Annotated in this window: 23 protein-coding genes, 1 tRNA gene and 1 pseudogene; 16 read left to right on the forward strand and 9 right to left on the reverse strand. The window is 63.7% G+C overall.

Annotated features, from left to right (window positions below):
- The first annotated feature begins 637 nt into the window (after nt 1-637).
- Nucleotides 638-823 (forward strand): DUF3606 domain-containing protein, encoded by a 186-nt coding sequence (locus AC1DWU_RS22445; protein WP_477152245.1) that lies wholly within the window; start codon nt 638-640, stop codon nt 821-823.
- Between the two features lie 34 nt (nt 824-857).
- On the opposite strand, the gene AC1DWU_RS22450 is transcribed toward AC1DWU_RS22445, so the two are convergent.
- The 3 genes from AC1DWU_RS22450 to AC1DWU_RS22460 all read right to left on the reverse strand — a co-directional run bounded on the left by AC1DWU_RS22450 (nt 858) and on the right by AC1DWU_RS22460 (nt 2,063).
- Nucleotides 858-1,118: a DUF6894 family protein gene (locus AC1DWU_RS22450; RefSeq protein WP_477152246.1), complete on the reverse strand. Its 261-nt coding sequence runs from the start codon at nt 1,116-1,118 to the stop codon at nt 858-860.
- A gap of 290 nt (nt 1,119-1,408) precedes the next feature.
- Nucleotides 1,409-1,780, reverse strand: coding sequence for a hypothetical protein (locus AC1DWU_RS22455; RefSeq protein WP_477152247.1), 372 nt, complete (start codon nt 1,778-1,780; stop codon nt 1,409-1,411).
- Nucleotides 1,781-1,874: 94 nt separating this feature from the next.
- Complete coding sequence (locus tag AC1DWU_RS22460; protein WP_477152248.1) at nt 1,875-2,063, reverse strand: hypothetical protein; 189 nt, start codon at nt 2,061-2,063, stop codon at nt 1,875-1,877.
- A gap of 229 nt (nt 2,064-2,292) precedes the next feature.
- Between AC1DWU_RS22460 and AC1DWU_RS22465 the strand changes: the two genes are divergently transcribed.
- The 4 genes from AC1DWU_RS22465 to AC1DWU_RS22480 all read left to right on the forward strand — a co-directional run bounded on the left by AC1DWU_RS22465 (nt 2,293) and on the right by AC1DWU_RS22480 (nt 6,840).
- Nucleotides 2,293-3,600: a hypothetical protein gene (locus tag AC1DWU_RS22465; protein ID WP_477152249.1), complete on the forward strand. Its 1,308-nt coding sequence runs from the start codon at nt 2,293-2,295 to the stop codon at nt 3,598-3,600.
- 103 nt (nt 3,601-3,703) lie between these two features.
- Nucleotides 3,704-3,934, forward strand: a complete 231-nt coding sequence (locus AC1DWU_RS22470; protein WP_477152250.1) for a helix-turn-helix transcriptional regulator — start codon at nt 3,704-3,706, stop codon at nt 3,932-3,934.
- Nucleotides 3,935-4,428: 494 nt separating this feature from the next.
- Entirely contained in the window at nt 4,429-5,523 is a 1,095-nt protein-coding gene (locus tag AC1DWU_RS22475; protein ID WP_477152251.1) for a tyrosine-type recombinase/integrase, read from the forward strand.
- A gap of 621 nt (nt 5,524-6,144) precedes the next feature.
- The gene (locus tag AC1DWU_RS22480) at nt 6,145-6,840 is read left to right on the forward strand and encodes a hypothetical protein (RefSeq protein WP_477152252.1); all 696 of its coding nucleotides are present in this window, start codon (nt 6,145-6,147) and stop codon (nt 6,838-6,840) included.
- 11 nt (nt 6,841-6,851) lie between these two features.
- Here the strand turns inward: AC1DWU_RS22480 and AC1DWU_RS22485 are convergent, their stop codons facing one another.
- A complete protein-coding gene (locus AC1DWU_RS22485; RefSeq protein ID WP_477152253.1) occupies nt 6,852-7,850 on the reverse strand; it encodes a LysR family transcriptional regulator in 999 nt (332 codons plus the stop codon).
- On the opposite strand from AC1DWU_RS22485, the gene AC1DWU_RS22490 reads away from it, so the two are divergent.
- The 7 genes from AC1DWU_RS22490 (at nt 7,849) to AC1DWU_RS22520 (ending at nt 14,462) form a co-directional block, all read left to right on the forward strand.
- Nucleotides 7,849-8,571 carry an SDR family oxidoreductase gene (locus AC1DWU_RS22490; protein WP_477152254.1) on the forward strand — a complete coding sequence of 241 codons (723 nt, stop codon included), beginning with the start codon at nt 7,849-7,851 and terminating at the stop codon, nt 8,569-8,571. The genes AC1DWU_RS22485 and AC1DWU_RS22490 overlap by 2 nt on opposite strands.
- A gap of 237 nt (nt 8,572-8,808) precedes the next feature.
- Nucleotides 8,809-9,261, forward strand: coding sequence for a GNAT family N-acetyltransferase (locus AC1DWU_RS22495; RefSeq protein WP_477152255.1), 453 nt, complete (start codon nt 8,809-8,811; stop codon nt 9,259-9,261).
- A 732-nt stretch (nt 9,262-9,993) separates the two neighbouring features.
- Complete coding sequence (locus AC1DWU_RS22500; protein WP_477152256.1) at nt 9,994-12,123, forward strand: ATP-binding protein; 2,130 nt, start codon at nt 9,994-9,996, stop codon at nt 12,121-12,123.
- Nucleotides 12,124-12,197: 74 nt separating this feature from the next.
- Complete coding sequence (locus tag AC1DWU_RS22505) at nt 12,198-12,821, forward strand: sulfite oxidase-like oxidoreductase (RefSeq protein ID WP_477152257.1); 624 nt, start codon at nt 12,198-12,200, stop codon at nt 12,819-12,821.
- A gap of 2 nt (nt 12,822-12,823) precedes the next feature.
- Nucleotides 12,824-13,564, forward strand: coding sequence for a ferredoxin reductase (locus AC1DWU_RS22510; RefSeq protein WP_477152258.1), 741 nt, complete (start codon nt 12,824-12,826; stop codon nt 13,562-13,564).
- A 9-nt stretch (nt 13,565-13,573) separates the two neighbouring features.
- Complete coding sequence (locus AC1DWU_RS22515) at nt 13,574-13,858, forward strand: DUF6510 family protein (protein ID WP_477152259.1); 285 nt, start codon at nt 13,574-13,576, stop codon at nt 13,856-13,858.
- Between the two features lie 187 nt (nt 13,859-14,045).
- Entirely contained in the window at nt 14,046-14,462 is a 417-nt protein-coding gene (locus tag AC1DWU_RS22520) for a LysR family transcriptional regulator (protein WP_477152260.1), read from the forward strand.
- A gap of 16 nt (nt 14,463-14,478) precedes the next feature.
- On the opposite strand, the gene AC1DWU_RS22525 is transcribed toward AC1DWU_RS22520, so the two are convergent.
- The 3 genes from AC1DWU_RS22525 to AC1DWU_RS22535 form a co-directional block, all read right to left on the reverse strand.
- A tRNA-Arg gene (locus tag AC1DWU_RS22525) sits at nt 14,479-14,555 on the reverse strand.
- Between the two features lie 93 nt (nt 14,556-14,648).
- Nucleotides 14,649-15,257: a hypothetical protein gene (locus AC1DWU_RS22530; RefSeq protein WP_477152261.1), complete on the reverse strand. Its 609-nt coding sequence runs from the start codon at nt 15,255-15,257 to the stop codon at nt 14,649-14,651.
- A 119-nt stretch (nt 15,258-15,376) separates the two neighbouring features.
- Entirely contained in the window at nt 15,377-16,057 is a 681-nt protein-coding gene (locus AC1DWU_RS22535; RefSeq protein WP_477152262.1) for a pseudouridine synthase, read from the reverse strand.
- Between the two features lie 153 nt (nt 16,058-16,210).
- Between AC1DWU_RS22535 and AC1DWU_RS22540 the strand changes: the two genes are divergently transcribed.
- Nucleotides 16,211-17,308, forward strand: a complete 1,098-nt coding sequence (locus tag AC1DWU_RS22540) for a Gfo/Idh/MocA family protein (protein WP_477152263.1) — start codon at nt 16,211-16,213, stop codon at nt 17,306-17,308.
- Between the two features lie 495 nt (nt 17,309-17,803).
- Nucleotides 17,804-18,142: pseudogene (locus AC1DWU_RS22545) on the forward strand (transglycosylase SLT domain-containing protein); the annotation flags it as partial.
- Nucleotides 18,143-18,400: 258 nt separating this feature from the next.
- On the opposite strand, the gene AC1DWU_RS22550 reads toward AC1DWU_RS22545, so the two are convergent.
- Nucleotides 18,401-18,919, reverse strand: coding sequence for a response regulator transcription factor (locus AC1DWU_RS22550; protein WP_477152264.1), 519 nt, complete (start codon nt 18,917-18,919; stop codon nt 18,401-18,403).
- A 602-nt stretch (nt 18,920-19,521) separates the two neighbouring features.
- Between AC1DWU_RS22550 and aqpZ the strand changes: the two genes are divergently transcribed.
- Both aqpZ and AC1DWU_RS22560 read left to right on the forward strand, forming a co-directional pair.
- The gene (aqpZ, locus tag AC1DWU_RS22555) at nt 19,522-20,238 is read left to right on the forward strand and encodes an aquaporin Z (RefSeq protein WP_477152265.1); all 717 of its coding nucleotides are present in this window, start codon (nt 19,522-19,524) and stop codon (nt 20,236-20,238) included.
- A 162-nt stretch (nt 20,239-20,400) separates the two neighbouring features.
- Nucleotides 20,401-21,054 (forward strand): phosphoribosyltransferase, encoded by a 654-nt coding sequence (locus AC1DWU_RS22560; RefSeq protein ID WP_477152266.1) that lies wholly within the window; start codon nt 20,401-20,403, stop codon nt 21,052-21,054.
- A gap of 25 nt (nt 21,055-21,079) precedes the next feature.
- On the opposite strand, the gene AC1DWU_RS22565 is transcribed toward AC1DWU_RS22560, so the two are convergent.
- Nucleotides 21,080-23,026: a GTP-binding protein gene (locus AC1DWU_RS22565; RefSeq protein ID WP_477152267.1), complete on the reverse strand. Its 1,947-nt coding sequence runs from the start codon at nt 23,024-23,026 to the stop codon at nt 21,080-21,082.
- Between the last annotated feature and the right edge of the window lie 47 nt (nt 23,027-23,073).

Consider the following 23,073-nt stretch of genomic DNA (forward strand, 5'->3'; position numbering starts at 1 on the left):
GTAGGTCGCGAGCAAACCCACGTCCACTACGCCCTTGATGCCCGATACAGCCGCGGGGGCCATCACGGGCGCTTCATCGACAATCAGATCGGCGGCGTTGGCCGCGCCTGCCGCCACTACAAGGGCTGCCGCTGAGACTGACAGTAGAAATCTAAGATTCATGACGCGTCCTCTTCATCAACTGGCATGTCTTTGATAGATCAATGAGCTTCCGGGCAAGTGACAAGTCGGTTTTGCGACACTTTTTCGTCTTGCTTGCGGCGGGGATGCCACAGTTCTATTCCTCGCGTCCCCCAGGGCGGGTAAGTCCTTTCCGGATGGCGACTTCAGACCGCTGGCGACTGAAGTCGCCATCCGGAACGCAACACGTCGCGGTAGGTTGAATCGCTGGCAAATTCCTAAGTCGCCTCCGGCCCGCCCCTTGGTCCGGAGGCCCAACGGTCCGGCGGGCAACGCTGCAACTCAGGTTCGCTCGCCGGATCGCCAAAGTATTGATGCCCTGTGGCCGCAACCTGGGGACATCAAGAATGGAGCGGGGTCGCCCAAATCGGCGGTCCCGCTCCGCTAACAGAAGGCGGAAACCAAAGCTCGGCCGTGACGTTGGCAATTCCATCATCAGTTCCGGTGGAGAGACAAGATGGCCGACGACAAAAGCAACCAGGGACAGCAGGACCGGTCTCGCGTTGCGGCTGAGCAGCAGTACGAAGTGAGCTACTTCGCCGACAAGCACGGCATCACGCTCGACGAGGCGCGCGAGATCATCCGGAAGGCCGGCCCGAGCCGGGCAGATGCTGATGCCGCCGCCAATCGCAAGAAGGGCTAGGGGGTACTGGCCCGGCTCCTCGAGTGGGTTGGCGTTACTCTGTTTCGGTTTGGCCATTGAGGTGGCGCGTCTCCCAATGCAGTCTGGTCTCCCACAGCGGTCCGTGAGCGTCGGTGCGAACGAGCACCTTTAGATCCCTGAGCAAGCCGTCTTTGGGGAGACAGTCTCGAGCAATCTCCGTGAGGGTGTGCGCAGCCTGGATCCGAGCTTGCTCGTCATTGGTAAGCTCCTGACCCTCTCGGTCCTGGAAAACACCATCGTCGCTGTCATGTAGGTCAAAAAAGTAACGTGTCATCGCGCGGCCTCCTCAGACCCGTGAGGAACTCCGCACCTGAAAAATCGATCCGATGCATTGGGTTATCGCCAGTTGGCGAACTGACCCACCAGCACGATGCCAAGAGCGATTAGAACGACGATGGCCAGCCAAGCTGCAACCATCCACCCGATGCCGTAACGCCCCCTGAGCACGCGACCCTCAAATATGGGCCCATGGCGCTGAACTACTGCTGGACCCGGAGCATCGATACTAAACATTAGGTTGGTTTGCGTTTCGTGCAATAGGGCCAGATGCAGGTCCCCCCGCGATCAATCGCCAATTCGCGCGGGAGCCCGACGTGCGTCTCTAGGGACGCGGCAGCCACCCCCGGATCGCCGAAAGAACCCTGACCCAACTGTCGCCAAGCTGATGCCGAGCAGTGTGAACGCAAAGCCGAGCAGCGCCAAGGCGCCGAGCCCCATCAGCTTGATCTCATCGGTGACCGGCTTCACGTCCTGCGCCACCAGGTCGCCGACGACGTTCGCCTTGTCGCGCGCCTGAGCTGCTGTCGCGCCAACGATCACCACGTCCTCTTCAATCTTCTCGAGCTTCGAGTGGATACGCCCGCGACTTTCCTTTCCGTCGACTATATCCTCCTTGAGCCCCTCGATCGTCGCTTCCAGCCGGCCGACGGCCCGCATGATCTCGGACAGACTGTCCTCCAACGCACCGCCTCCCCGCACGGGTCGCCGTGACGCCGGCGGTGTTGACGTTGAGCGCCGCACCATCGGGCAGCTACTTCCGCAAATTTGCGGCCGACAACCGCAGCGACAGATCCTCACAGAACGCGACCAGGTCGCCGAGCCTCAAACCGCACTTCACCAGCGCCACACGATCGCGCGCCCACAGGCCTTCGACCCGCGCCTGGCTGAGTTCGACCTCCGGCATCAGCACCGGCCGGTGGTTATTGCGAAGGGGCGCCACCCGCCTTCAGCTACAGCCTCCGCCCGACAGGCCGCCGCCGCCGTCCCCCCAAAGCCACCGATCTTTCCTGCTCATCTCCAAATCATCCCTTTCAGGCAGCTCGGCGGAAAGGAGCACAATTCTGTTGAGAGCCCAGGGCGCCAAAATGCTCGACGTCCCCAAGTTCTGCCCTGATCTGCTAGCCTGATCTTCTGAGTTTCTGGCTGCGGACGTTCCGAGGTGTGAACCATTGAGCTTGTTGGACGCAAACTCGCGCGAAGATCTTTTCGATGAACTGAAGTTTGACCGCGCGAAGCCAGCTGAAGCTGAGGCCGAAGCGACCCGGCGCGGATGGGCGCCACTGGCACCTGAACCCGACATCGCCGCGTACGACCCTTTGGCCGAGCAGCAATGGACCTTTCCCATGGCAATGGCTTGGATCTCAATGCGCTCGGTCGACGCGGTCAGGCTGGCCTGGAACAAATATCGCGCACGATACCCGATCTGGCGCCGCGGCAGCTGGCGCGACGGACCGGGCGGGGAAGTTCACAGAGGCTGGCTACTCTACCACCTGGAGCCGGCTACATCTCTGGGGCTCGAGTTGCTTGCGATCGTTGGGGGAATGGAGGAGGACGGGAAGCCGGCAGTGATGAGCGTAGCCGACGCTCGCGACGCGCTTTGGAGTATATTGCAGGAAGGGCTCTTGCCCGCGACCGGCGTAGCACGAACAAGCGGCAGTCGTACTCTCATTCCGGCTTCGGAATGGCATGCGCTAGAGCCGCACTTCAGCGACCACCGCGATGAAGTCGGACGCGCAGGGGGAAGTGCCGACTATGTCGATCCACTCCTCCCCTCCAAAGGCGTCCGTCATCTTTGGGGGCCGCGTCGTGAGGCAGTCATTCTACCTCCGTTGGTCCCGCCCGAGGGGGATGGGTACATACCGCTAGGCTGCGCTGCACAGTGGATTGCAACCGAGGGTGGCACTATCGATTTTGATCCGTCGGACAACACCGTTTGGGGCCCAGCCTTCGAGCAGTTACTCGGCGCAGTGGCTTCGGAAAAGGTTCGCGTTGTGGGCCTAAAATCGGGCGCTCGTGAAAGAGTGTCCGGATATCATTTTGCCGGCTGCCGTGTGGATTACCCGTTTGCCGAGTCATCGATCGACCTCATATTGAGCGATACGGTCTACCTCAGGTGCTACCCTTACATTGATGAGGAACACTGGCGAAACGGCTTCGACGATGCCCTGATAAGTCGCCACAAGGACCACTGGACACAACTCATGGTTGAGAAGGGCGATGTGCGTGAGCGCTGGCCGTTTCAATCCCTCGCGCCGATGGCGTCAGGCGCGCCCGGAAGGCCGACATCAATGCATCTGGTCGTGGCTGAGCTCGACCGGCGAGCGGGCAATGGCGAGATGAAAGAAAGCGTCGTCGCAGAATCGAAGGATTTGTCCCAGTGGCTGGCGAAGGTGCACGCGGATAAGCCGCAGGCCAAACCCAAGGCGATCGAGACTGGCATTCGAGCGCGACACCGCGAGTTGCGAAGTCAGAAATAATCGCCCAACCGGATTTCGCGGCGCCTTTTTCCGGGTCGCGGTTCAAGTCACTTCATCCTCCAGCAATCGCGGGCAACCCTGATCGCGAAGCAGGAGAATGCAGATGACTGAAACCACCACTAGATACCTTCGCCGCACCGACGCCGCGCACTACGTTCGGACCACCTGGGGCATGCCCTGCTCGCCCAAATGGCTGGCCAAGCTCGCGGTAGTCGGTGGTGGACCGATTTTCCGCAAGGCAGGCCGCTTTCCCCTCTATGCGGCGTCAGACCTCGACACCTGGGCCCAATCGCGGATTAGCGAGCCGCGACGCTCAACCTCGGTGGCCGAGTAGGCGTCGCCGATGCGTCGGCGTCGCCCAAATCCCCGGCTGGCCAAAGCGCTCTTCACATATAGCGTTGCCGACATGGCGGCTCTGTACGACTGCCACCGCAACACCGTTCGCAGCTGGTTTCGCTTGGGGCTGGAGCCGATCGACGAAAAACGGCCAGCGCTCGTCAAGGGGGACGTTCTGAACGCCTTCCATGCATCGCGCCGTGCGGCGGGGAAACGGCCATGCGGCCCGGCTGAGATCTATTGTGCTCCCTGTCACAAGGCGCAGCGTCCCGCCGGTGACCTGGTCGAAATCGAACCGCTAAATGCCAAGGTTTGGAAGGTCTCGGGGATCTGTCCGGATTGCAATCGGATGATGAGCCAGCGGGTCGGGGTCGCCCGGCTTACTCATTTTCGCGCGCTCGACCAACTCTCTGTATGGAAGCTACCAGCACGCATAGGCGATGCATCCGCCCCCAGCGCCAACTGTGACTCGGCAGAGAAGGGAAATGTCCCGTGAAAACCAATGGCAAGAATGAGCGGCTGAAGCGTCGCTACTTCGAATACCTCAAGGAGCATGGGCAGTTGAATATCCACTCCATCGAGGCAGAGGCAAAAGCGATCGCCCGATACGAAGCTCATTCAGGCTGGCGCGATTTTGGGCGCTATCGCACCGAACTCGCCATCTCGTTCAAGCAGCATCTTGCCGACCAATCCAACATTCGAACGGGCGACAAGCTAAGCAAGGCGACGGTATATTCCACGCTGGCCGCACTTCGAAAGTTCTTTACCTGGCTGTCCGACCAACCGGGCTATCGCGGCCGGATCACCAAGACTGCCGCAGATTACTTCAAGACATCGCTGAAGGACCGCACCGCCGCAAAAATCAGTGGTCCGGATCGAGTACCGACACTCGAGCAGGTTCATTTCGTTATCGATTCAATGCCAGTTGGGACTGCGGTCGAACTACGTGACCAAGCGCTGATGGCGTTCACGATCCTCACTGCTGCGCGGGACGACGCCGTGGCATCCTTGCGCCTCAAGCATGTCGACCTCGAGGCCGGTTCGGTGTTTCAGGACGGGCGGGAGGTGAGAACCAAGTTTTCCAAGGGCATCGATACGACCTTCTTCCCGGTGGGTGGAAAGGCCGAAGCCATCGTGCGGAGTTGGGTCGATTATCTGCGAAAGACTCACGATTTCGGCCCGAACGACCCTCTCTTTCCACCTGCCAAGGTGAAAGTCGGCGAAGACGGGAACTTCACCCGCCAGGGATTCAGCAGAACCTGCTGGGCCAACGCCGATCCTATCCGAACGGTGTTCCAGCGGGCGTTCCTTGCTGCGGGCCTCCCGTACTTTAACCCGCATTCATTTCGTAAGACGGTCACACGATTGGGCATGGAACTGCCACTCAGCGACGCTGCAAGGAAAGCCTGGTCTCAGAACCTCGGCCACGATGACGTCATAGTGACCATGAGGAGCTATGGCGAGTTACCACGACACCAACAACACGAACTAATCAAAGCAGCAGCGTATGCCAAAGAAGACGACGCCCTAGCGCTTCAACTGGGCCGCGAAATGCTTGCTTCGATGCGGGCGAAAAAGGTCGGCTGAGGTTCTTCGCGCAAAGTCCGTGCAGCAGTACCAAACTGGGAACCTCTGCCTACAGAAGGCAAGCGTCCATCGGACATTGAGGACGGCGGATAGTCCCAAGGTGCTGACGAATATCGACTTTAATCTCAGGCTCTTCGAAAGTTCCACTCCACCGCAGGATCGGGTAACACCGGGGTAACACCAGGTCCGCTTTTGGCCAAAGCGGACATTTGATCCCACGCCCATAGCTAGGGTGCCACCGTTGTCTGAAGGATACTGCCTCGGGCAACGACTTTCAGGCCTTCCCGCAACACGAAGGCCAAACCCGGTTGGATGACGCCAAGCACTTCCGGCGCCAACAGCCAACCCCGTACGGTCACTGTCCCACAAGGCCGAAGCTCTCTGCCATCGTCAGAAGCCTCGACCAGGAAGCTAGTGCTTGAACCACCGCTCGTTCCGTTGAGCTTCACGCCCCAAGGTCCGTCGTGCTACGAGCGGGAAACACCATCAGGAGGCGCCGCATGAGAAACTGGATGATCCTGCTGGGTGCCGTGACCGGCAACCTGCTATCCGCTGGCTGGCCAAACCAGATCGTTGATGAGGCCAACCTTTCCGTTCAGATCGCAGCCTTGCTCAAAGTACTTGGTCAAAACGAAAGTGGTGCGGACTGGATCGCAACCGTTCCGCGGTTCGGGTATCGTATCGGCCAAGCGGCACGGAACGAAGAACTCGGTCGTCTCTCAACTCTTGGCTTCCGACGATGTCGAACAGGTGGCCTTCACGTGCCACTCCGAAGAGCCGATCTTCGAAGTGGACGATTTCGTCAGCAAGCGAGCTGACATCTATTCATTCTTCGACAAGAAGACACTCTCGGCCCTGACCTTCAAAGAAGGAGGGTGGGTCCACAAGTCGGAGGACGCACCGCCTCGGCCTGCGCCGCCTCCGGAGCCGCCGTTACCCGCACGGCGGCCGTCGCCAAGGCTCGCGACTGATGCAGCGCCTACCGGCGCATCACCGAGGAAATCCTGCGCTACATGCCAGACGAGCGCCTCTATCCTCGGCCCGCGGCCGAGGCTGCGGGAGGATTTCCAGAACGGCGGTACCGACTATCGGGTGCTAATGCCGCAGTCCGAGAATCCGATCAACAGGCTCTCGAACTGGCGGTCTTGGCTGGGTCAGTACGGCCAGTTTCTTAGCGGCGAACCAGCGGGCGACCGCGATGCCGACCGCATCCGGCAGTATGTGCTCGAGCACTATATCGAGCCCGCTCGGCCGATGCGTCGGTCCCGGCTGCCGAACCGAACTGACGTGAAGGTGCAACAGGTCGCTTGCGAATAGTCGACGCACTGCTAGCGCTCCTTTGCCAGGCCCAGCCGCAGGAAGTCGGCAACGGCGCGGGTCTTGGCGGGCAAGTACTTTCGGCTGGGGTACAGTAACCAGACTCCGGTGTCGTATTCGGTGGCGGTAACCCGATAGTTGGAAAAGATGTCGACGAGGCTGCCTCCCGCCAGATCCGCATCGATCAGCCAGTCGGCGAGCAGCGCCACTCCCAGCCCCTGCCTTGCCAACTCGCGCAGCGCCAGCGAGGAGGATGCCTGGATCGGACCGGCTACTGCGACGCCGATCTCCTCCCGGGTGTCGGACCTGAAACGCCAGCGCGTGCGGAATCCAGGGAGTGGAAAGCAGAGGCAGGGCACCGTAGCCAGGTGATCTGGCGCCTCCATCCGATGCGCGGCGACAAACGCAGGCGACGCGACCACGCGGTAGGTCGTGGTCCGCAGCCGGGCGGCGATGTAGTCGCCTTCCGGCCGCGAAGCCAGCCTCAGGGCCAGGTCGATGCCCTCCGCGGCCAGATCCATGTTGGCGTCCGTTGCGATCAGCTCAAGCTGGAGTTTGTCGAAGCGCCGGTGCAACTCCGCCAGCAGCGGCACGACGCAGACCTGCGCGAAACCGACCGAAGCCGTCAACCGGACCAGCCCGGTGGGAATTTCAGTCGACTGCAGGGCCTCGGCGCGTGCCGCCTCGAAGTCCTCGAGGAGGGCGCCAACTCTTTCCGCGAAGCGCAACCCGGCTTCGGTCAACCGCAAGCTGCGGGTCGACCGATGGAACAGGCGGGTGCCGAGTTCGTCTTCCAGCCGCCCGACGGCGCGGGAGACGGCCGAAGGATCCATGTCGCTCCGGCGGGCTACGGCCGCAAAGCTGCCTGCGTGGGCTGCCTCAACGAACAGGCGGAGTGCGTCGGTGTCCATTCGTGCAATCTGCGCACGAATATCGTGCGGCACAATCCCTTTCCGGAATGTCCTGCCGGAAATATGCCCTTCGCTCCCCAATCGAAGGAGCAGATTCATGGAAATCTCAAAAGCAGTCGCACTGGTTACCGGTGCCAACCGAGGGATAGGACGCGCCCTGGTCAACCGGTTGCTGACCGCCGGAGCGACCCGCGTCTATGCCGCCGTTCGGGACCCGGCCGCCGTCGCACTGCTATCGCGCCTTGATGGGCGTGTTCGGCCGATCGTCCTCGATGTGACAGACGGTGCCCAGATCGAAGGTGCCGTTTCCCAGGCCGGGGACGTGAACCTCCTGATTAACAACGCGGGGGTGCTCGACTTCGGCAGCTTTATCGATGCGACCTCGGCGCAGGTCGAACGCAACTTCGCCACCAACTTCACCGGCACGCTCAATGTCACTCGGGCATTCGTACCGACAATTTCCAGGAACGGCGGCGGCACGGTGGTCAATCTGCTGACCCTCGTCGCCTTGGCATCGATGCCGGGGCTTTCGGTCTACAATGCCTCCAAGGCCGCGGCCTGGTCGATGACGCAGTCACTGCGGGCGACCCTTGCAGCGAAGAACATCAAGGTCATGGGCGTATTTCCCGGCGCGGTGGATACCGACATGATCAAGGCCATCGACATGCCCAAGACGCCGGCGGCGGACATCGCTCGCGCCATCATCGATGGCGTGGCGGCCGACAGCGAGGACGTCTTCCCCGACCAGATGTCGGCCGCGCTTTACGAGCAGTGGAAGAAGGATCACAAGGCGGTCGAACGCCAGTTCGCGGCTATGTAGCACCAAGCGCGTGCCGCGTGACGGCACGCGTTCATTTGCTAGTATCTTGGTCCAGCACGCTTGACGTGCAGTCCGGGCTCTCGACGGACGTCCACAAGCAGAGTGACCAGGCCGTCGGCTTCTATGGTCATCTCGGTTTAGTCCAACTGGGGATCTGCCTTGATGGGGGAAGGAAGAGCTTATCGCTTGCTTCACTTGGAGCTGGATTGCGCCCGGCCGGTGTTATAGGTCCCGCCCATGACAGAGATCCAGATCCGGGCCGCGCGCCCTGCGGACAGGGACGCGCTGATCGCGCTGATGCGGCGGGCATCGCTTGCCAATCCTGGCGACCGCGAGGCTCTGCTGGCTCATCCGGATGCGGTCGACGTGCCGGTAGAGCAATTACGCGCCGATGCTACTTGCATCGCCGAACTAGGCGGCGTTGCGGGCGGATTTGCCGTCGTGTTGCCCCGCCCTGACGGCGAGGCCGAGCTTGATGGCCTCTTCGTCGACCCGCATCTGTGGCGTAGCGGCGTCGGGCGCATGCTGGTTGCGCAAGCGTGCGAGCTGGCCCGTGGCATGGGCTCCGACTACCTAAATGTGGTGGCGAATCCTCACGCGCTCGGTTTCTACCGAGCGGTTGGATTCTTGGACATCGGCGCGGCTGAGACGCGGTTCGGGCCGGCGCTGTTGATGCGGATGCCGCTTTAGCACTGCGTGGCTGAGCACTGGCAAGCGTGCTGGTGCCTCACCTTATCGAGTCCCCTGGCTCTGTCATGGGCGGTCATAGATGCAGCCCGGCAGTAACGATCGGTCGGTGCGTCTCGGGGCCTCAGTTTGGGCCGCTGCCGATCACCCGCCGCACCAGCAGGCTGACCACGTCACGGTCGGTTTCGCCGTCGGCCGATTGCTTGTTTCGCATGCGCTGGCGTTCTCACCGACGCTGGATACCGAGGTGAACACGCAGAACGAGCAGGCTATTCGATTTTACCGTCGCTTGGGATTTATCGAGACCGGACACTCGCCAACCGACGACGACGATCCTATCACTCGCATGAGGTTGTCTCGGCTGTAGTTTGCACAATCGGCCTGCCCCGTTTTAGGCAGCCGTGTCCCAGTAGTGGCCTCCCAAGCTTTCAAGCATACAAATCGATGTGGTGTTCCCGGCCCGCGTCGGTGGCCGCTGCGGTCGGGACCCTGCTCGCCGACCAGGTTCCCACTATGATGCATCGGTCGAACGGTCAAAATTTCACGCCGCCGCCCATAACTTCGACTTTTGAGATACCAACTCTGCCGGCCGATGACGCGCCCACCCATCAACGGGGCAATCTAGAGCCGCCTTCCAAAGCCACGAGGACTCTCGCCCGACCTCCAACCGCAAAGTGGTGAGGCCCCGAAAGTCGGTATAGGATGGCGAGCCTACAGTGTCGGTAGTGGTGTTCCATGTCCGCCGATCCGAACGAAACGCAAAAGCAAGATGTCCCACCCGCCGCCCCGCAGTTCAGAGGCGCGAAGGGCGAGCGCCGTCTCGTCACGGTCCTGTTTGGCGACGTCGTGAACTCGACCGGCCTCGCCGAAAGGCTTGACCCCGAAGACTGGACAGAGATCATGAACGGGGCCTTCCCCCTGCTCACTGGGCCAGTCGAGCGGTACGGAGGGACTGTCGGCCGGCTGATGGGTGACGGCATCCTGGCCTTCTTCGGTGCGCCCATCGCGCATGAGGACGATCCACTCCGCGCCGTGCTCGCCGCGCTCGACATGATCAAGGCTGTGCACGTTTACGCAGCCAAAGTGAAGAACGAGCATGGACTCGAGTTCGATATCCGCATCGGCATTAACACCGGCCACGTCGTCATCGCCGACGTGGGCTCCAACACATCCATGGAGCGCACGGCAATGGGCGACGCGGTCAACGTCGCCGCCCGGATGCAGCAGACCGCCGAACCTGGCACGGTCCAGCTGTCGAGCGATACCTACAAGCTTGTGGCTTCGACTGTCGAGGCGACGTCTCTGGGCGAGGTTTCACTCAAGGGCAAGTCGGACCCGGTGATCGCTTATCGCGTCAACGGCCTCAAGGCCAACCCGGTGGCGCAACGCCTGTCGAAGAGCGCGGGCGCCGCATTGGTCGGCCGCGCTCGGGAGCTCGACGAACTCAAGATGGCTGTCGATCAGGTCTGGCAAGGGCGCGGTCAGGTCGTCTGCCTGATTGGCGAGGCGGGCCTTGGCAAGAGCCGGCTGCTCGACGAGCTCAAGGCCTACTGGCTTGCGCATGATGACCCAAGCCGGTGGGAAGAGATGGTCGGGGTGCCATACGACACCGGTCGCGCCTTCGGCCTGTTCCAGAACTATGCGCGGCGCTGGTTCGGCGTCGAGCTCGAAGACCCGCCGGAGGTCATCGACCGCAAGGTCCATGCCAAGCTCGACCCACTCAACCAAGCGCCGCCCGAGGCGATCGGGCTGTGCAGCATCGCCATGCAGCGTGTAATCGCCGCCAAGGCGGTGGACGACACGTTCGGTTTTACCGCGCAGGCCGTACGCAAGGACATTTCAGAGCTCATGGAGCCGGCCTTTCGCGAGAGCTGCAGGGCGGGGCCGACAGTCGTCGTGATCGACGACCTGCAGTGGGCGGATCCCGTGTCGGTCGAGCTGGTCATGCATCTTCTTACCCTCGTTGACGATGTGCCGATCCTCTTCCTTTGTGCCTTCCGCCCCGAGCGGCAGTCGCCGGCCTGGCAACTGAAGGTCAAGGCCGAGACCGACTTCCCGCATCGCTATCTCGAGATCGTGCTCAAGCCGCTGAACGATGGAGACACCAGTGCCCTCATCGCCGCGCACCTTCGCGTCGAGGATATACCGGCCGAGGCACGCGACCTCATCATGCGCAAGTCTGACGGCAACCCCTATTTTGTTGAGGAGATTGTCCGCGCCTTGGTCGAACAGGGGGCCATCATCGAGACGGAGCACGGCCGGCATTGGAAGCCCGGCGCGCAACTGTCCGACTTCGCCATCCCCGACAGTCTCCAGGCCTTGCTCGTCGCCCGAATCGACCGGCTCGATGAGGAAGCCAAAGCCACCCTACAGATGGCCTCGGTCATTGGACGCTCGTTCTACTACCGCATCCTGCAGGCGATATCGGACTCGGCGATAGAGCTCGACAAGGATCTGCGCTCCCTGCAGCGCGTCGAGCTGCTGCGCGAAGCCGGCCGGCAGCCCGAACTCGAATACATGTTCCGCCATGAGCTCGCGCGCGACGCTGCGTATGCGACGATCCTCAACCGAAAACGCCGCGAATTTCACCTACGGGTGGCCAAGGCGATCGAGACGTTGTTTGCCGACCGGCTGGAGGGTCAGGCACATCGTCTGGCCCAGCATTTCGAACTCGCTGGTGACGACGAGCGCGCCAAATTCTATTACGCGATGGCTGGCGAGGTCGCGCAGCAGGTCAACGCCAACGCCGAGGCTCTCGCGCATTTTGCTCGCGCCATTGCGGCGGCGAGGCGGCTCGGTGATCCGGAGCACGAGATCGCTGCGTTGGCTGCCAAGCGAGAAAAGTCAGAAGCGGCGACAGTCTGACTGGGAGGGAATAGGCGGCGAGTTGTGCGAGCGCCGCCTTCTGCTAGGCTTGCACTGCTCGAGGGGCGACAGAAATGGCAAATGAGTTTGTCACACGTGGCTTCGTGGGGAGGCGCCAGGCCAGCAACACGACCAACGCCCAACGCATCCCGCCCGGCCAGCACGAGGTCAAGGATTTCCCGGTGCTGAGCGCGGGGCCGACGCCACGCGTTGCCCTAGACCGGTGGAGCTTCACCATCGAGGGCTTCGTCCGCGAAAAGGTGAGCTGGAACTGGGACGAGTTCCTCAAACTGCCGGCGCGGCAGTTCATGGTCGATATCCATTGCGTGACGACATGGAGCAAGCTCGATACGCGCTGGACGGGCGTCAGCGTCGACACGCTGCTCGAACATGTAGGGCTGGACCCCAGAGCCGCCTTCGTCACCGCCTATACGATCGAAGGCTACACCACCAACATGCCGCTGCCCGACATTCTCAACGGGCGTGCCTTCGTTGCCTATGAGTATGATGGACTGCCTCTAGCGGCAGCCCATGGCGGACCGGCGCGACTGGTCGTTCCTCACCTCTATTTCTGGAAAAGTGCGAAGTGGGTGACGGGTCTCCGGTTCATGGACAAGGACCGCTCGGGCTTCTGGGAGTCGGCCGGCTACAACAACCATGGCGACCCCTGGAACGAAGAGCGCTACACGGGCGATTGAAAATGAACCTCCCTCTTCAGTGGCAGCTGGCAACCATTGCGGCGGTTCGGCCGGAGACGCCGGAGGTCAAGACGTTCAGCCTCAACTTGCCGGACTGGATGCGGCACCGCGCAGGCCAGCACTACGACCTGCGGCTCAGAGCTGCCGACGGCTACGAGGCGCAGCGCAGCTACTCGATTGCGTCGGCACCGGAGACGGAGGGGCAAGTGCAGCTGACCATCGAGAAGATCAACGATGGCGAGGTGTCGAGCTTTCTGCATGAGGTGGCAGTCGTCGGTGACAGGATCGAGGTGCGCGGTCCGATCGGCGGCTATTTCGTCTGGGAGGCCGCTCTCGGCGGGCCGCTGATGTTGATCGCCGGCGGCTCCGGGGTCGTGCCCCTCATGGCGATGCTGCGACATCGGGCGGCGGCGGGCTCGCGGGTTCCGACTCGCTTGCTGTTCAGTGCGCGCAGCTACCACGACCTGATCTATCGCGAGGAACTCGACCGGCTTGCCGCCGACGGATCGGGCCTCGAGGTATTCTACACCCTCACACGCAGCCAGCCTTCGGGCTGGCATGGATACAGCCGACGAATTGACGCAGCGATGCTGGCGACGGTCGCCGGACCTCTGGGCAGAACGCCGCTCTGCTACATCTGCGGACCAACGCTGCTGGTTGAGGCGGCAGCGAACGGCCTGGCCGAGATCGGTGTTCCTGCCAACCGTATCCGCACCGAGCGGTTCGGGCCCTCGGGAAGCTAGGAGGCGAAGATGGAAACCGAAGCCGACGACGTCAATCGTGCCATGATGCTCGATGGCAATGCGGTTGCCGGCCGATTTGCCGCCGTGTTCGGCGCCGAGATGACGACGAACCTGACCGAGTGCGCGAGTTGCGGACAGGACCACATGATGGGCGCCCTGCTCGCCTTCACCCATGCACCGGGTGTCGTGCTACGCTGCCCAAGCTGCGAGGCGGTGATGATCAAGCTCGTCGAGACACCACGCGGTGTCTATCTCGATGCGCGCGGCGCAGCCTTTGTCAGGATCGCGAGGTAGCCCTGTTCGGAATGGCGTTGCGCGCGAGCTACGTTCAATTGAGGAGGTAAGCGATGGCCTCGAGAAGCTCCTCATTCTCGCCGATCTCGCGCCCCAACCGTCGAGACTCCGCCGGGGGGCAGAACGGGTGCACCTCCGGTGAAAGGCGCTTCTTGTACGTCGCAGTATCGCTGCCGCGAGGCTTCCAATGGAATTGCATCAGGTCCGCTACTTCCTGAAGGCCGGTGAGACGCTGAATTTCACGCGCGCCGCCGAGCAGTGCGGTGTCAGTGTTCCCTCCCTCAGCCGTGCAGTCCATCAGCTCGAAGAAGAGCTTGGCGGGCAACTGTTCCGCCGCGAGCGTCACCTCACACACCTGACCGACCTCGGCCGCTTGATGCTGGAACATTTCACTCGGCTCAATGACGCAGCCGAAGCCGCTACCCGCGACGCCAGCGAATACGCCAAGCTCAACGCCGCGCGCCTGAAGCTGGGCATTTTCGCTTCGATGGGGGGCGTACGGTCGTTATACTACGTCCCCAAATTCCCGATCGGTGTTACCCTGGTGTTACCCCAGAAAAACAATCGCCAAACCACCAGCACGACAGCGCCGCTAATTGTTTGATATTTAGGTGGAAATTTGGCGCACCCGACGAGATTCGAACTCATGACCTCTGCCTTCGGAGGGCAGCGCTCTATCCAGCTGAGCTACGGGTGCAGCGGGTAAGGCAATAGGCGATTGGTGCGACGAGTGCAAGACGGGTTGGCTCGGCCCGCTGGTGACGGGCCGAGGCAGCGGTGCGGGTTGCGATCAGGCGGCGCGGTGCCAGAGGCGGTCGAGTTCGCCGAGCAGGCGGAAGGTGACGCCGTCGGCGGCTTCCAGATCGCCTAGCGGCTCGATCGGCTCGGCGTCCTGCCGGGCCGCGTGCAACGCCGCAAAGACCGAGGCGATGCCGTCCTCGAGGTCGCCATCCAGCAGCGGGCCGTCGTCGTCGGCATCAGCCTCGAGGTCGCTGACCGACGATTCGAGTTCGACAACGGTATCCGCGTAGGCGGCCGTGTTGGGCTCGGCGGTGCCGGCGAGAACGGGCTCGGCTGGCCCGACCTCCATGACCTCGACCTCGGCTTCCCCGAGGTCCTCAGCCGCGGCGTCGAACTGGGCTGCGAGGTCGGCCTCGGTTTCGAGGACGCCGCCCATGTCGGCGACGGCTTCGCCGTCCGCAGCAGCGCTGGCGGCAACGTCGGTGTCGGCGTCGGTATCCGGGAGGTCGCCGGTCACGGCTGCCGTTGCGGGTTCGACCGGTTCACCGGCTTCGGTAAAGCCTTCGACGGCCGCGGCGGCGGACGTGTCGTCTGCCAGGGCGGCGACGATCGGGTCGATATCGGAGACGGCGTCCTGCCGGTCCTTGATCTCGCTCATCGTTCTCTCCGAGCTCGGGTTGAGACAATGGCGACGCTAAAAGGCGCAAATGGCCCGTTTCGGACCGGATTCTGGCACTCCCGTGACGATTTCGTGACGACGGAACTGACCGGAATCGCTCAGAACGGCGCCGGAACGCGGAAGCTGACCCAGTGGCCCTGGGGGTGGTTGAAGGCCAGTTCCTCGGCGTGGAGCTGCAGCCGGTCGGCGGCGGCGAGAGCGTCGCCGGTCGCGTAGAACGGGTCGCCGAGGATCGGATGGCCGAGTTCGAGCATGTGGACGCGCAGCTGGTGGGTGCGCCCGGTGAGCGGGTAGAGCCGCACCCGGGTAATGCCGCCTTCGCGGGTCTCGACCTTCCAGTCGGTGACGCTCGGCCGGCCGCGCTCGTAGTCGACGCGCTGGCGCGGCTTATGCTCCCAATCGGTGGCGAGCGGCAGGTCGACGCGGCCCTCGTCGGCTTCGACGTCGCCCCAGACCCTTGCCACGTATGACTTTTTCGCCCGGCGCTGCTCGAATTCCTGGCCGACATGGCCGAGCGCCTTCTTGTTGAGGCACATCACCAGGACGCCGGACGTGTCCTTGTCGAGGCGGTGCGCCATGGCGGCAGTGGGCCAGCGGCCCTTGACCCGCGCCTCGAGGCAATCGGCCAGCGCCGGGTCCTTGCCGGCGACCGAAAGCAGCCCCGAGGGCTTGTTGAGCACCACGATATCGTCGTCGGCGTGGATCACGTCGAGCCACGGCTCGGTGGGCGGGCGATAGTCGTAGCTGGTGGGGACGGGATTGAGCATCGCGCCGCTCATAGCAGGATCGGGCGGCGGTGAGAAACCTTGCGTTACGTACCTCATGCCCACTGGAAATCGACGCCGATTGCGGCGATGCTGGCGCCAAGATCGAGCGGCGCCCCATTTCTGGCGGGTCGGCCGACTTACCGGCAAGGGATGGAGATTGTGACTATGGACGGCAAGCGTCGCGTTGGCGTGGGCATTATCGGGTGCGGCAATATCTCGAGCCAGTACCTCAAGGCGATGCGGGATTTCCCGGTGCTCGAGGTGATCGCCATCGCCGACATGAAGGCAGAGGTGGCGGAAAAGAAGGCCGCCGAGTTTGGGCTTACGGCGGTATCGGTGGAGGCGCTGCTGGCCGATCCCAAGGTCGAGATCATCGTCAACCTCACCATCCCGCGGGCCCATGTCGAGGTCGGCCTCCGCGCCATCGCGGCGGGCAAGCACGTTTACAGCGAGAAGCCGCTGGGCATCACCTATGCCGAGGGCAAGAAGCTGGCGGATGCGGCGACAGGGGCTGGGCTGCGGGTCGGCTCGGCGCCGGACACGTTCCTCGGCGGGGCGCACCAGGAGGCGCGGGCGCTGCTCGATAGCGGCGCGGTGGGCGACATTGTCGGCGGCTCGGCGTTCTTCGCCTGCCCGGGGCACGAGCGCTGGCACCCCGATCCGGCGTTCTACTACGATGTCGGCGGCGGCCCGGTGCTCGACATGGGGCCGTATTACATTACCGACCTCATCAACCTGCTGGGCCCGGTGGCGACCGTCCAGGCGATGAGCGCCACGCCGCAGAAGGAGCGGCCGATCTATTCGGAGCCCAAGAAGGGCCAGTTTATGCCGGTCAAGGTATCGACGCATGTGGCGGGGCTGCTGCAGTTCAAATCCGGCGCCATCATCCAGGTGACGCTGAGCTTCGACGTGCCCGGCCATGCGCACCTGCCGTTCGAGCTTTATGGGACCAAGCAGAGCGTCTTGGTGCCCGACCCGAACATGTTCGGCGGCGAGGTGAAGACGCGGGCGGCAACCGAGAAGGAATGGACAGCGGTGCCGTACACCCTGCCCTATGCCAACGCGAACTATCGCTCGCTGGGTGTCGCCGACATGGCGCACGCGATCATCGAAGGCCGCCCGCATCGCGCCTCGGGCGACCTGGCACTGCATGTGCTCGAGGTGATGGAAGCGTTCGAGACGGCGAGCCGAGAGCGGCGGGCGGTGGAGATCACGACGCCGGTGGAACGGCCGGCGCCGCTCAAGGAGTCGGTGATCGCCTAGCCGCCGGCAGCGTCCATCATCGGTGTGCCTTCTCCCCTTGCGGGAGAAGGTGGCGCGCAGCGCCGGATGAGGGGTCCCGCAACCCAGGGTTGCGCGATCGGAGCGAAGCGACGAGCGACAGCATGCGCGGAGAGAACCCCTCATCCGCCCTTCGGGCACCTTCTCCCACAAGGGGAGAAGGCGCGTTTCTGCAGGGCCGGTGATGCGTCAAATACCGCGCAAACGCCCCGGGTTCCCCCCGCCAAAACCTTCTGTTAATAGAAACTTATGTTCAGGGGCCCCGCTCTTTCTCGCGCCATGCGCATCGTGCTTGCCGTGCCCGCTGTCGCGGCGCTTGTGGCTGGCTGCTCGATGGCGAGCCTGCCGGCGTTCAAGCCGGCGAGGCCCGCTGCGGTTGCCGCCGTGGCGCCGGTGCCGGAAACCCGGCCCGAGGACAAGGCTTTCCTCCCGATGGCGTTCGCCGAAGCGCCGGTCCGCACCTCATCGTCCGGGGTCGACGGGCTGATTTCCAAATATGCCAGCGTCTACGACGTGCCGGAATCGCTGGTGCGGCGGGTGGTGCAGCGCGAAAGCGGGTTCAACCCCGGCGCGCGCAACGGGCCGTATTACGGGCTGATGCAGATCCGGCACGAGACGGCCAAGACGATGGGCTATCGCGGCAGCGCGTCGGGCCTGCTCGATGCCGAGACCAACCTCAAATATGCAGTGAAGTACCTGCGCGGCGCCTATGTCACCGCCGGCTACAATTCCGACGGCGCGGTGCGGTATTACGCGCGCGGCTATTATTACGATGCCAAGCGGCTTGGGCTGCTGGACGCAGCCGGGCTGCGCTGACCGGCGAACGTCGGTCCACCGCCTTCGCTCCTCGCTCTGCTCGGATCGGCGATGACTGAGGCGCTCAGTTGCCTGCCTCGCAAAAAAGAGCGGCACCACCGGCATCATTGTCCGCAAAGCGTCAGGCCTGTTCGGGAGCCATCGCGAGCAGTTGTGCCGCATCGAGGCGGAGCATGATGCCGGTGGAGCCGGGCGGCGTCGGAGGGGGCGCCGCGTGTACCCCCCGAGATGCCCCGGGAGGTATTTTGCTGTCGAAGCTCAGCTTTCGATGGCGAGCCGCACCAGTTCGGCAGTGTTCCGGGCGCCGATCTTTTCCATGATATGGCGGCGGTGCACTTCGACGGTGCGATAGGAGAGGCCGAGGTCGACGGCAATCTCCTTGTTGGTGCGGCCGTCGACGACATATTGCAGGATCTGCCGCTCGCGGTAGGTAAGCGTGCCGAAGCCTTTCACCGTGACCGTCGACGGGCCGTCCTTGGATTGCTCGACATGGATGTCGCCCCGGAAAATCTCCTGCGCCGCCACGGCAACTTCGACCGGGGGATAAGGCGGGGAGAACACCGAGCTCGCGCCGTGCTTCATGGCGGCCACCACCATCTCTGCACGCACGTCGGGCGGGGCCAGCAGGAAGGCATGGATGCCAAGATGCTGCCCGCGGATAGCGGCCAGCGCGTCGAGGGCATCGCCCATGTCGCGCTCGTCGTTGCACAGTGGCATGATCACCAGATCCGGGCGCCGCAGCGCCATAAGCCGGGTGAGGCCAAGAACATCGGGCACCATAGACACCTGAAAGCCCTGTGCGATGAACTCATCGCATAGTCCTTTTGATATCCGTGGATCCGGATGCGTCAAATAGATGAGCCGGTCTCTGTTGAGATAGGGCCTGTAGGGTATCGAGTCCGCAAGTCTATCCACTTTGCCACCTGGGGTTTCAGGTCAAAGCTGTTGTCGGTCAGTGCCGACATCAGTAGGTAACGGGGCTCATCCCCGTACCCTCGAATCGCGTCCACATAAGTATTAGAACACGACTTACAGCAGGCTGACAATGCATAGTAACCCGTCCGTTACCTAATAGCGCAGTGTTCGACGCCATTTTGCTACGGTGATAACGATCATCAAGGTTGTCTTATTTTAATCAAATAGGAAATCCCTCGCTGTGTGGCATTGGAAATGCTGAATATCGGAGTCGGCATTTGCAGTGGAGCTAAAACCGGACGCCGGCCGAGCCCGGCGCGCAAGAGGAGCGGCGCGGCAGAGCCTTATGCGGGCTGGCCCGGCGTGACGACAACAACGGTGCAAAACCCGGGCGCGGCGATTCACGACCGGCGCGAGTGCGCCTAACAGTCGCTGGTGGGAACGTCTCCAAAAGGGCTAGCGTCATGTTTAGAAAATTATCGGCCGAAGCATTCGGCACATTCTGGCTTGTATTCGGCGGTTGCGGCAGCGCGATCCTCGCGGCGGGCGTGCCGGAGGTCGGCATCGGCTTTGTCGGCGTGTCGCTGGCATTCGGCCTCACCGTGCTGACCATGGCCTATGCGGTAGGCGGCATCTCCGGCGGCCACTTCAACCCGGCGGTGTCGCTCGGCCTCGCGATCGCCGGCCGCTTTGCCTACAAGGACCTGGTGCCCTACTGGGTGGCACAGCTGATCGGCGGCATTGCCGGTGCGGCGGTGCTGTTCATCATCGCCTCGGGCACTGCCGGCTATACGCCGGGCGGTTTCGCTTCCAACGGCTACGATGCGCTGTCGCCGGGCGGCTACGGGCTCACCGCAGTACTGGTCGCCGAAGTGGTGCTCACGGCGTTCTTCCTGATCGTCATTCTCGGCTCGACCGCCAAGGCGGTGCCGGCCGGCTTCGCGCCGATCGCCATCGGCCTCAGCCTGACGCTGATCCACCTGATCTCGATCCCGGTGTCGAACACCTCGGTCAACCCCGCCCGCTCGATCGCAGCGGCGATTTTCGCGCAGAACGGCGCGCTCGGGCAGGTCTGGCTGTTCATCGTGGCGCCGCTGATCGGCGCGGCAATCGGTGCGGCGATCTGGAAATACGTGCTGTCGCCCGGCGAGTCGCCGGCCGGTATCGGCCAGGTCGAGTAAGGCTCCGTCGCTACTGTCGACGAGACAAACAAAGGGCCGGGAGACCGGCCCTTTTCTATTGCAGTTGTGTCGGTGCCAAGCCGGTCGTTGTTGGCCACGGGTGAAACCCGCCGCCACCCCTCTGCGTTACCCCCTCGATCCACTCCGGCTGGATGCGCGGCGATGTTTTCGCAGAACGGCATCGAACCCAGTTTCACCGATCGGCATGAGGCCGGCCAGGCCTTGGCCGCCGAGCTTTCGGCGCTGCATCTCGACAATCCGCTGATCCTGGCGCTGCCCCGCGGCGGCGTGCCGGTGGCGCGGGAGGTGGCGACAGCGCTCGGGGCCGAGCTCGACCTGCTGCTGGTCCGCAAGATCGGTGCGCCGGGGCACGAGGAATACGGCATCGGCGCCGTGGCCGAAGGCGCGCAGCCGCAGCTGGTGGTCAGCGAGGCCATGATGCATCTCACCGATGCACCGCCCGGCTATCTCGAAGCCGAGCAGGCGCGGCAACTGGCAGAGATCGAGCGCCGCCGCCTGACCTGGCGCGGCGGACGGCAGCCGATCCCGGTCAAGGACCGGATCTGCGTGGTGGTGGATGACGGTGTCGCCACCGGCAACACCGCCCGCGCCGCCATCCGCGCACTGCGCTTTTCGGGCGTGCAGAAGATCATCCTCGCCGTGCCGGTGGGGCCGCCAGACGCTATCGAGCAATTAGCGCAGGAAGCCGACATGCTGATCTGCCTCAAGACCCCCGAGCCCTTCCTCGCGGTCAGCCTGCACTACCGGCATTTCGGCCAGCTCGGCGACGAGGATGTGGCGGGGCTCCTGGGCTAGCTGACCATCTCCGCGTGACCGTCACTCATCTGTCTTCTCCGATGGAGGTGGGAACGCGCCGCTGCACATGCAGCAGATACTCCTTGCGGTTCAATGGGTTGTTGTCGGAACGCCGGCGCGTCGGCGGCGGCCCGGCTATGGGGCGATAGCCGGCAAAGGCGGTTTCGAGCGCACCCTCGCCGTGGGTCAGCCCCGGCAACAGCTGCTGCAGCTCGTGCACCCGTGCCGCCGCGATCTCGCCCTCGACGACATAGCTCGTCCCTTCAAGTATGGGCTGGCCCGGCAATGCATCGAGCCGCGCCAACACCGACAACGCCGAAGCCAGCACGTCGGACGGCACATCCACGCGGAAATGGTGGATCGGCTCGCACACCGCGGTGCCGGCCAGGCGCAGCGCTTCCATCAGCACCAGCGGCGTCAGGTTGCGGAAATCGCCCGCCGCTGTCATCGGCGCCTTCTGGCCGGCATGGGTGACGCCGACGACCGCGTCGGTCACCTGCCAGCCATTGAGGCCCTGCCGCAGCGTCTCGCCGATCGACTGTTCTATGACCTCATAGAATGCCACCGGCATCGCCCCGAAGATGGCCTCGAGCCGGATGTCGATGCCCGAGCCGATCGGACCCGGCTCGACCCGGATCCCGACCGTGGCGAGGAACGGGTTGGGCGGCTTGAAGATGGTCTCGAGCGCGGCCCCCGTGCCAAGCGGGCGTTCAACGCAGATCATGGTGGTCTCGCGGAACGCCACGGCGAGGCCGTACTCGTCGCGCAGCGTGGCCTCGATCACTTCCTTCTGCACCTCGCCATAAAGCGAGACGAACACCTCCTGGCGGATGTCATCCTTGCGCAGGTTGATCAGCGGGTCCTGCTCGGCCAGCTGGCCAAGCGCGGCCCAGAGCGCGGCGCGATCGGCCGGGCGGGACGGCACCACCAGCGTTTCGAGCGTCGGCGGCGCGAAATGCTGCGCCAGCGCCCGTGGGACGCTGCCGATGCTGTCGCCGATGCGCACCCCGGCAAGGCCGCGCAGTCGGGCGATTTCGCCGGCCACCACCGCATCGCGCCGCACCGCGCCGCCGCGGTCGAACACCTCGATGGCCGTGACCTTAGCCTCGCCGCCGCGCAGGGGCAGCCTGTCGCGGGTATGGATGGCGCCGCCAAACATCCGCACATAGGCGATCTTCTCCCCCGCCGGCCCGCGCTCGACCTTGAACACGGTGCCTGAGATCGGGCCGTCCGCAGGGCGTCCCGCCGCTGGCAGCAGGTCGGTGAGGCCGGCGAGCAGGCCGTCCACCCCTGCCCCGGTGATGGCCGAGCCGGCGAAGACCGGATGCAGCTCGGCCTTGCGGCTCTGCTGCACCAGGACCTGCCACAGGCGTTCGGAGGGGAGAGCGCGGCCGTCGACATAGTCGGCGAGCAGCGCCTCGTCATGTTCGGCGAGCTGCTCGGCGAGGTTCCGCCGGAAGCCGCGCTCGAAGCTAGCGGCCGCGGTGCCGGGATCCCGCGCCTCGCCCATCGGCACGATGTCGGCGGTCAGCCGTCGGGCGATGGTCGCGAGGGTGCGCTCGAGGTCGGCGCCGGCGCGGTCGAGCTTGTTGATGAAGATCAGCGTGGGGATGCCGAGCCGTTGCAGCGCCCGCATCAGCACGCGGGTCTGGCCCTGCACGCCCTCGACCGCCGAGACCACCAGCACGGCGCCATCGAGCACGTTCAGCACCCGCTCCACCTCGGCGATGAAGTCGGGGTGGCCGGGAGTGTCGATCAGGTTGATCTTGGTGTCGCCGACGACGAACGACACCACCGCGGCCTTGATGGTGATGCCGCGCTGGCGCTCCAGCGCCATCGTATCGGTTTGGGTATTGCCGTCATCGACGCTTCCGATGCGGTCGATGACACCGGCCGCGTAAAGCAGCCGTTCAGTCAGAGATGTCTTACCGGCGTCGACATGCGCCAGAATCCCAAGGTTCAGTGTTCGCATTGCGCGTCACGTTCTCAAGTTGGGGAAGGGCTCCTCTCTCGATGAAC

The organism is Devosia sp. P2_G7 (assembly GCF_056403495.1).

Bases quoted from the DNA above. Each gene is read 5' to 3' on its own strand.
- AC1DWU_RS22445 (WP_477152245.1), top strand. From the start codon at position 638: ATGGCCGACGACAAAAGCAACCAGGGACAGCAGGACCGGTCTCGCGTT.
- AC1DWU_RS22450 (WP_477152246.1), bottom strand. From the start codon at position 1,118: ATGACACGTTACTTTTTTGACCTACATGACAGCGACGATGGTGTTTTC.
- AC1DWU_RS22455 (WP_477152247.1), bottom strand. From the start codon at position 1,780: ATGCGGGCCGTCGGCCGGCTGGAAGCGACGATCGAGGGGCTCAAGGAG.
- AC1DWU_RS22470 (WP_477152250.1), top strand. From the start codon at position 3,704: ATGACTGAAACCACCACTAGATACCTTCGCCGCACCGACGCCGCGCAC.
- AC1DWU_RS22490 (WP_477152254.1), top strand. From the start codon at position 7,849: ATGGAAATCTCAAAAGCAGTCGCACTGGTTACCGGTGCCAACCGAGGG.
- AC1DWU_RS22485 (WP_477152253.1), bottom strand. From the start codon at position 7,850: ATGAATCTGCTCCTTCGATTGGGGAGCGAAGGGCATATTTCCGGCAGG.
- AC1DWU_RS22495 (WP_477152255.1), top strand. From the start codon at position 8,809: ATGACAGAGATCCAGATCCGGGCCGCGCGCCCTGCGGACAGGGACGCG.
- AC1DWU_RS22500 (WP_477152256.1), top strand. From the start codon at position 9,994: ATGTCCGCCGATCCGAACGAAACGCAAAAGCAAGATGTCCCACCCGCC.
- AC1DWU_RS22505 (WP_477152257.1), top strand. From the start codon at position 12,198: ATGGCAAATGAGTTTGTCACACGTGGCTTCGTGGGGAGGCGCCAGGCC.
- AC1DWU_RS22510 (WP_477152258.1), top strand. From the start codon at position 12,824: ATGAACCTCCCTCTTCAGTGGCAGCTGGCAACCATTGCGGCGGTTCGG.
- AC1DWU_RS22515 (WP_477152259.1), top strand. From the start codon at position 13,574: ATGGAAACCGAAGCCGACGACGTCAATCGTGCCATGATGCTCGATGGC.
- AC1DWU_RS22520 (WP_477152260.1), top strand. From the start codon at position 14,046: ATGGAATTGCATCAGGTCCGCTACTTCCTGAAGGCCGGTGAGACGCTG.
- AC1DWU_RS22530 (WP_477152261.1), bottom strand. From the start codon at position 15,257: ATGAGCGAGATCAAGGACCGGCAGGACGCCGTCTCCGATATCGACCCG.
- AC1DWU_RS22535 (WP_477152262.1), bottom strand. From the start codon at position 16,057: ATGAGCGGCGCGATGCTCAATCCCGTCCCCACCAGCTACGACTATCGC.
- AC1DWU_RS22540 (WP_477152263.1), top strand. From the start codon at position 16,211: ATGGACGGCAAGCGTCGCGTTGGCGTGGGCATTATCGGGTGCGGCAAT.
- aqpZ (WP_477152265.1), top strand. From the start codon at position 19,522: ATGTTTAGAAAATTATCGGCCGAAGCATTCGGCACATTCTGGCTTGTA.
- AC1DWU_RS22560 (WP_477152266.1), top strand. From the start codon at position 20,401: ATGTTTTCGCAGAACGGCATCGAACCCAGTTTCACCGATCGGCATGAG.
- AC1DWU_RS22565 (WP_477152267.1), bottom strand. From the start codon at position 23,026: ATGCGAACACTGAACCTTGGGATTCTGGCGCATGTCGACGCCGGTAAG.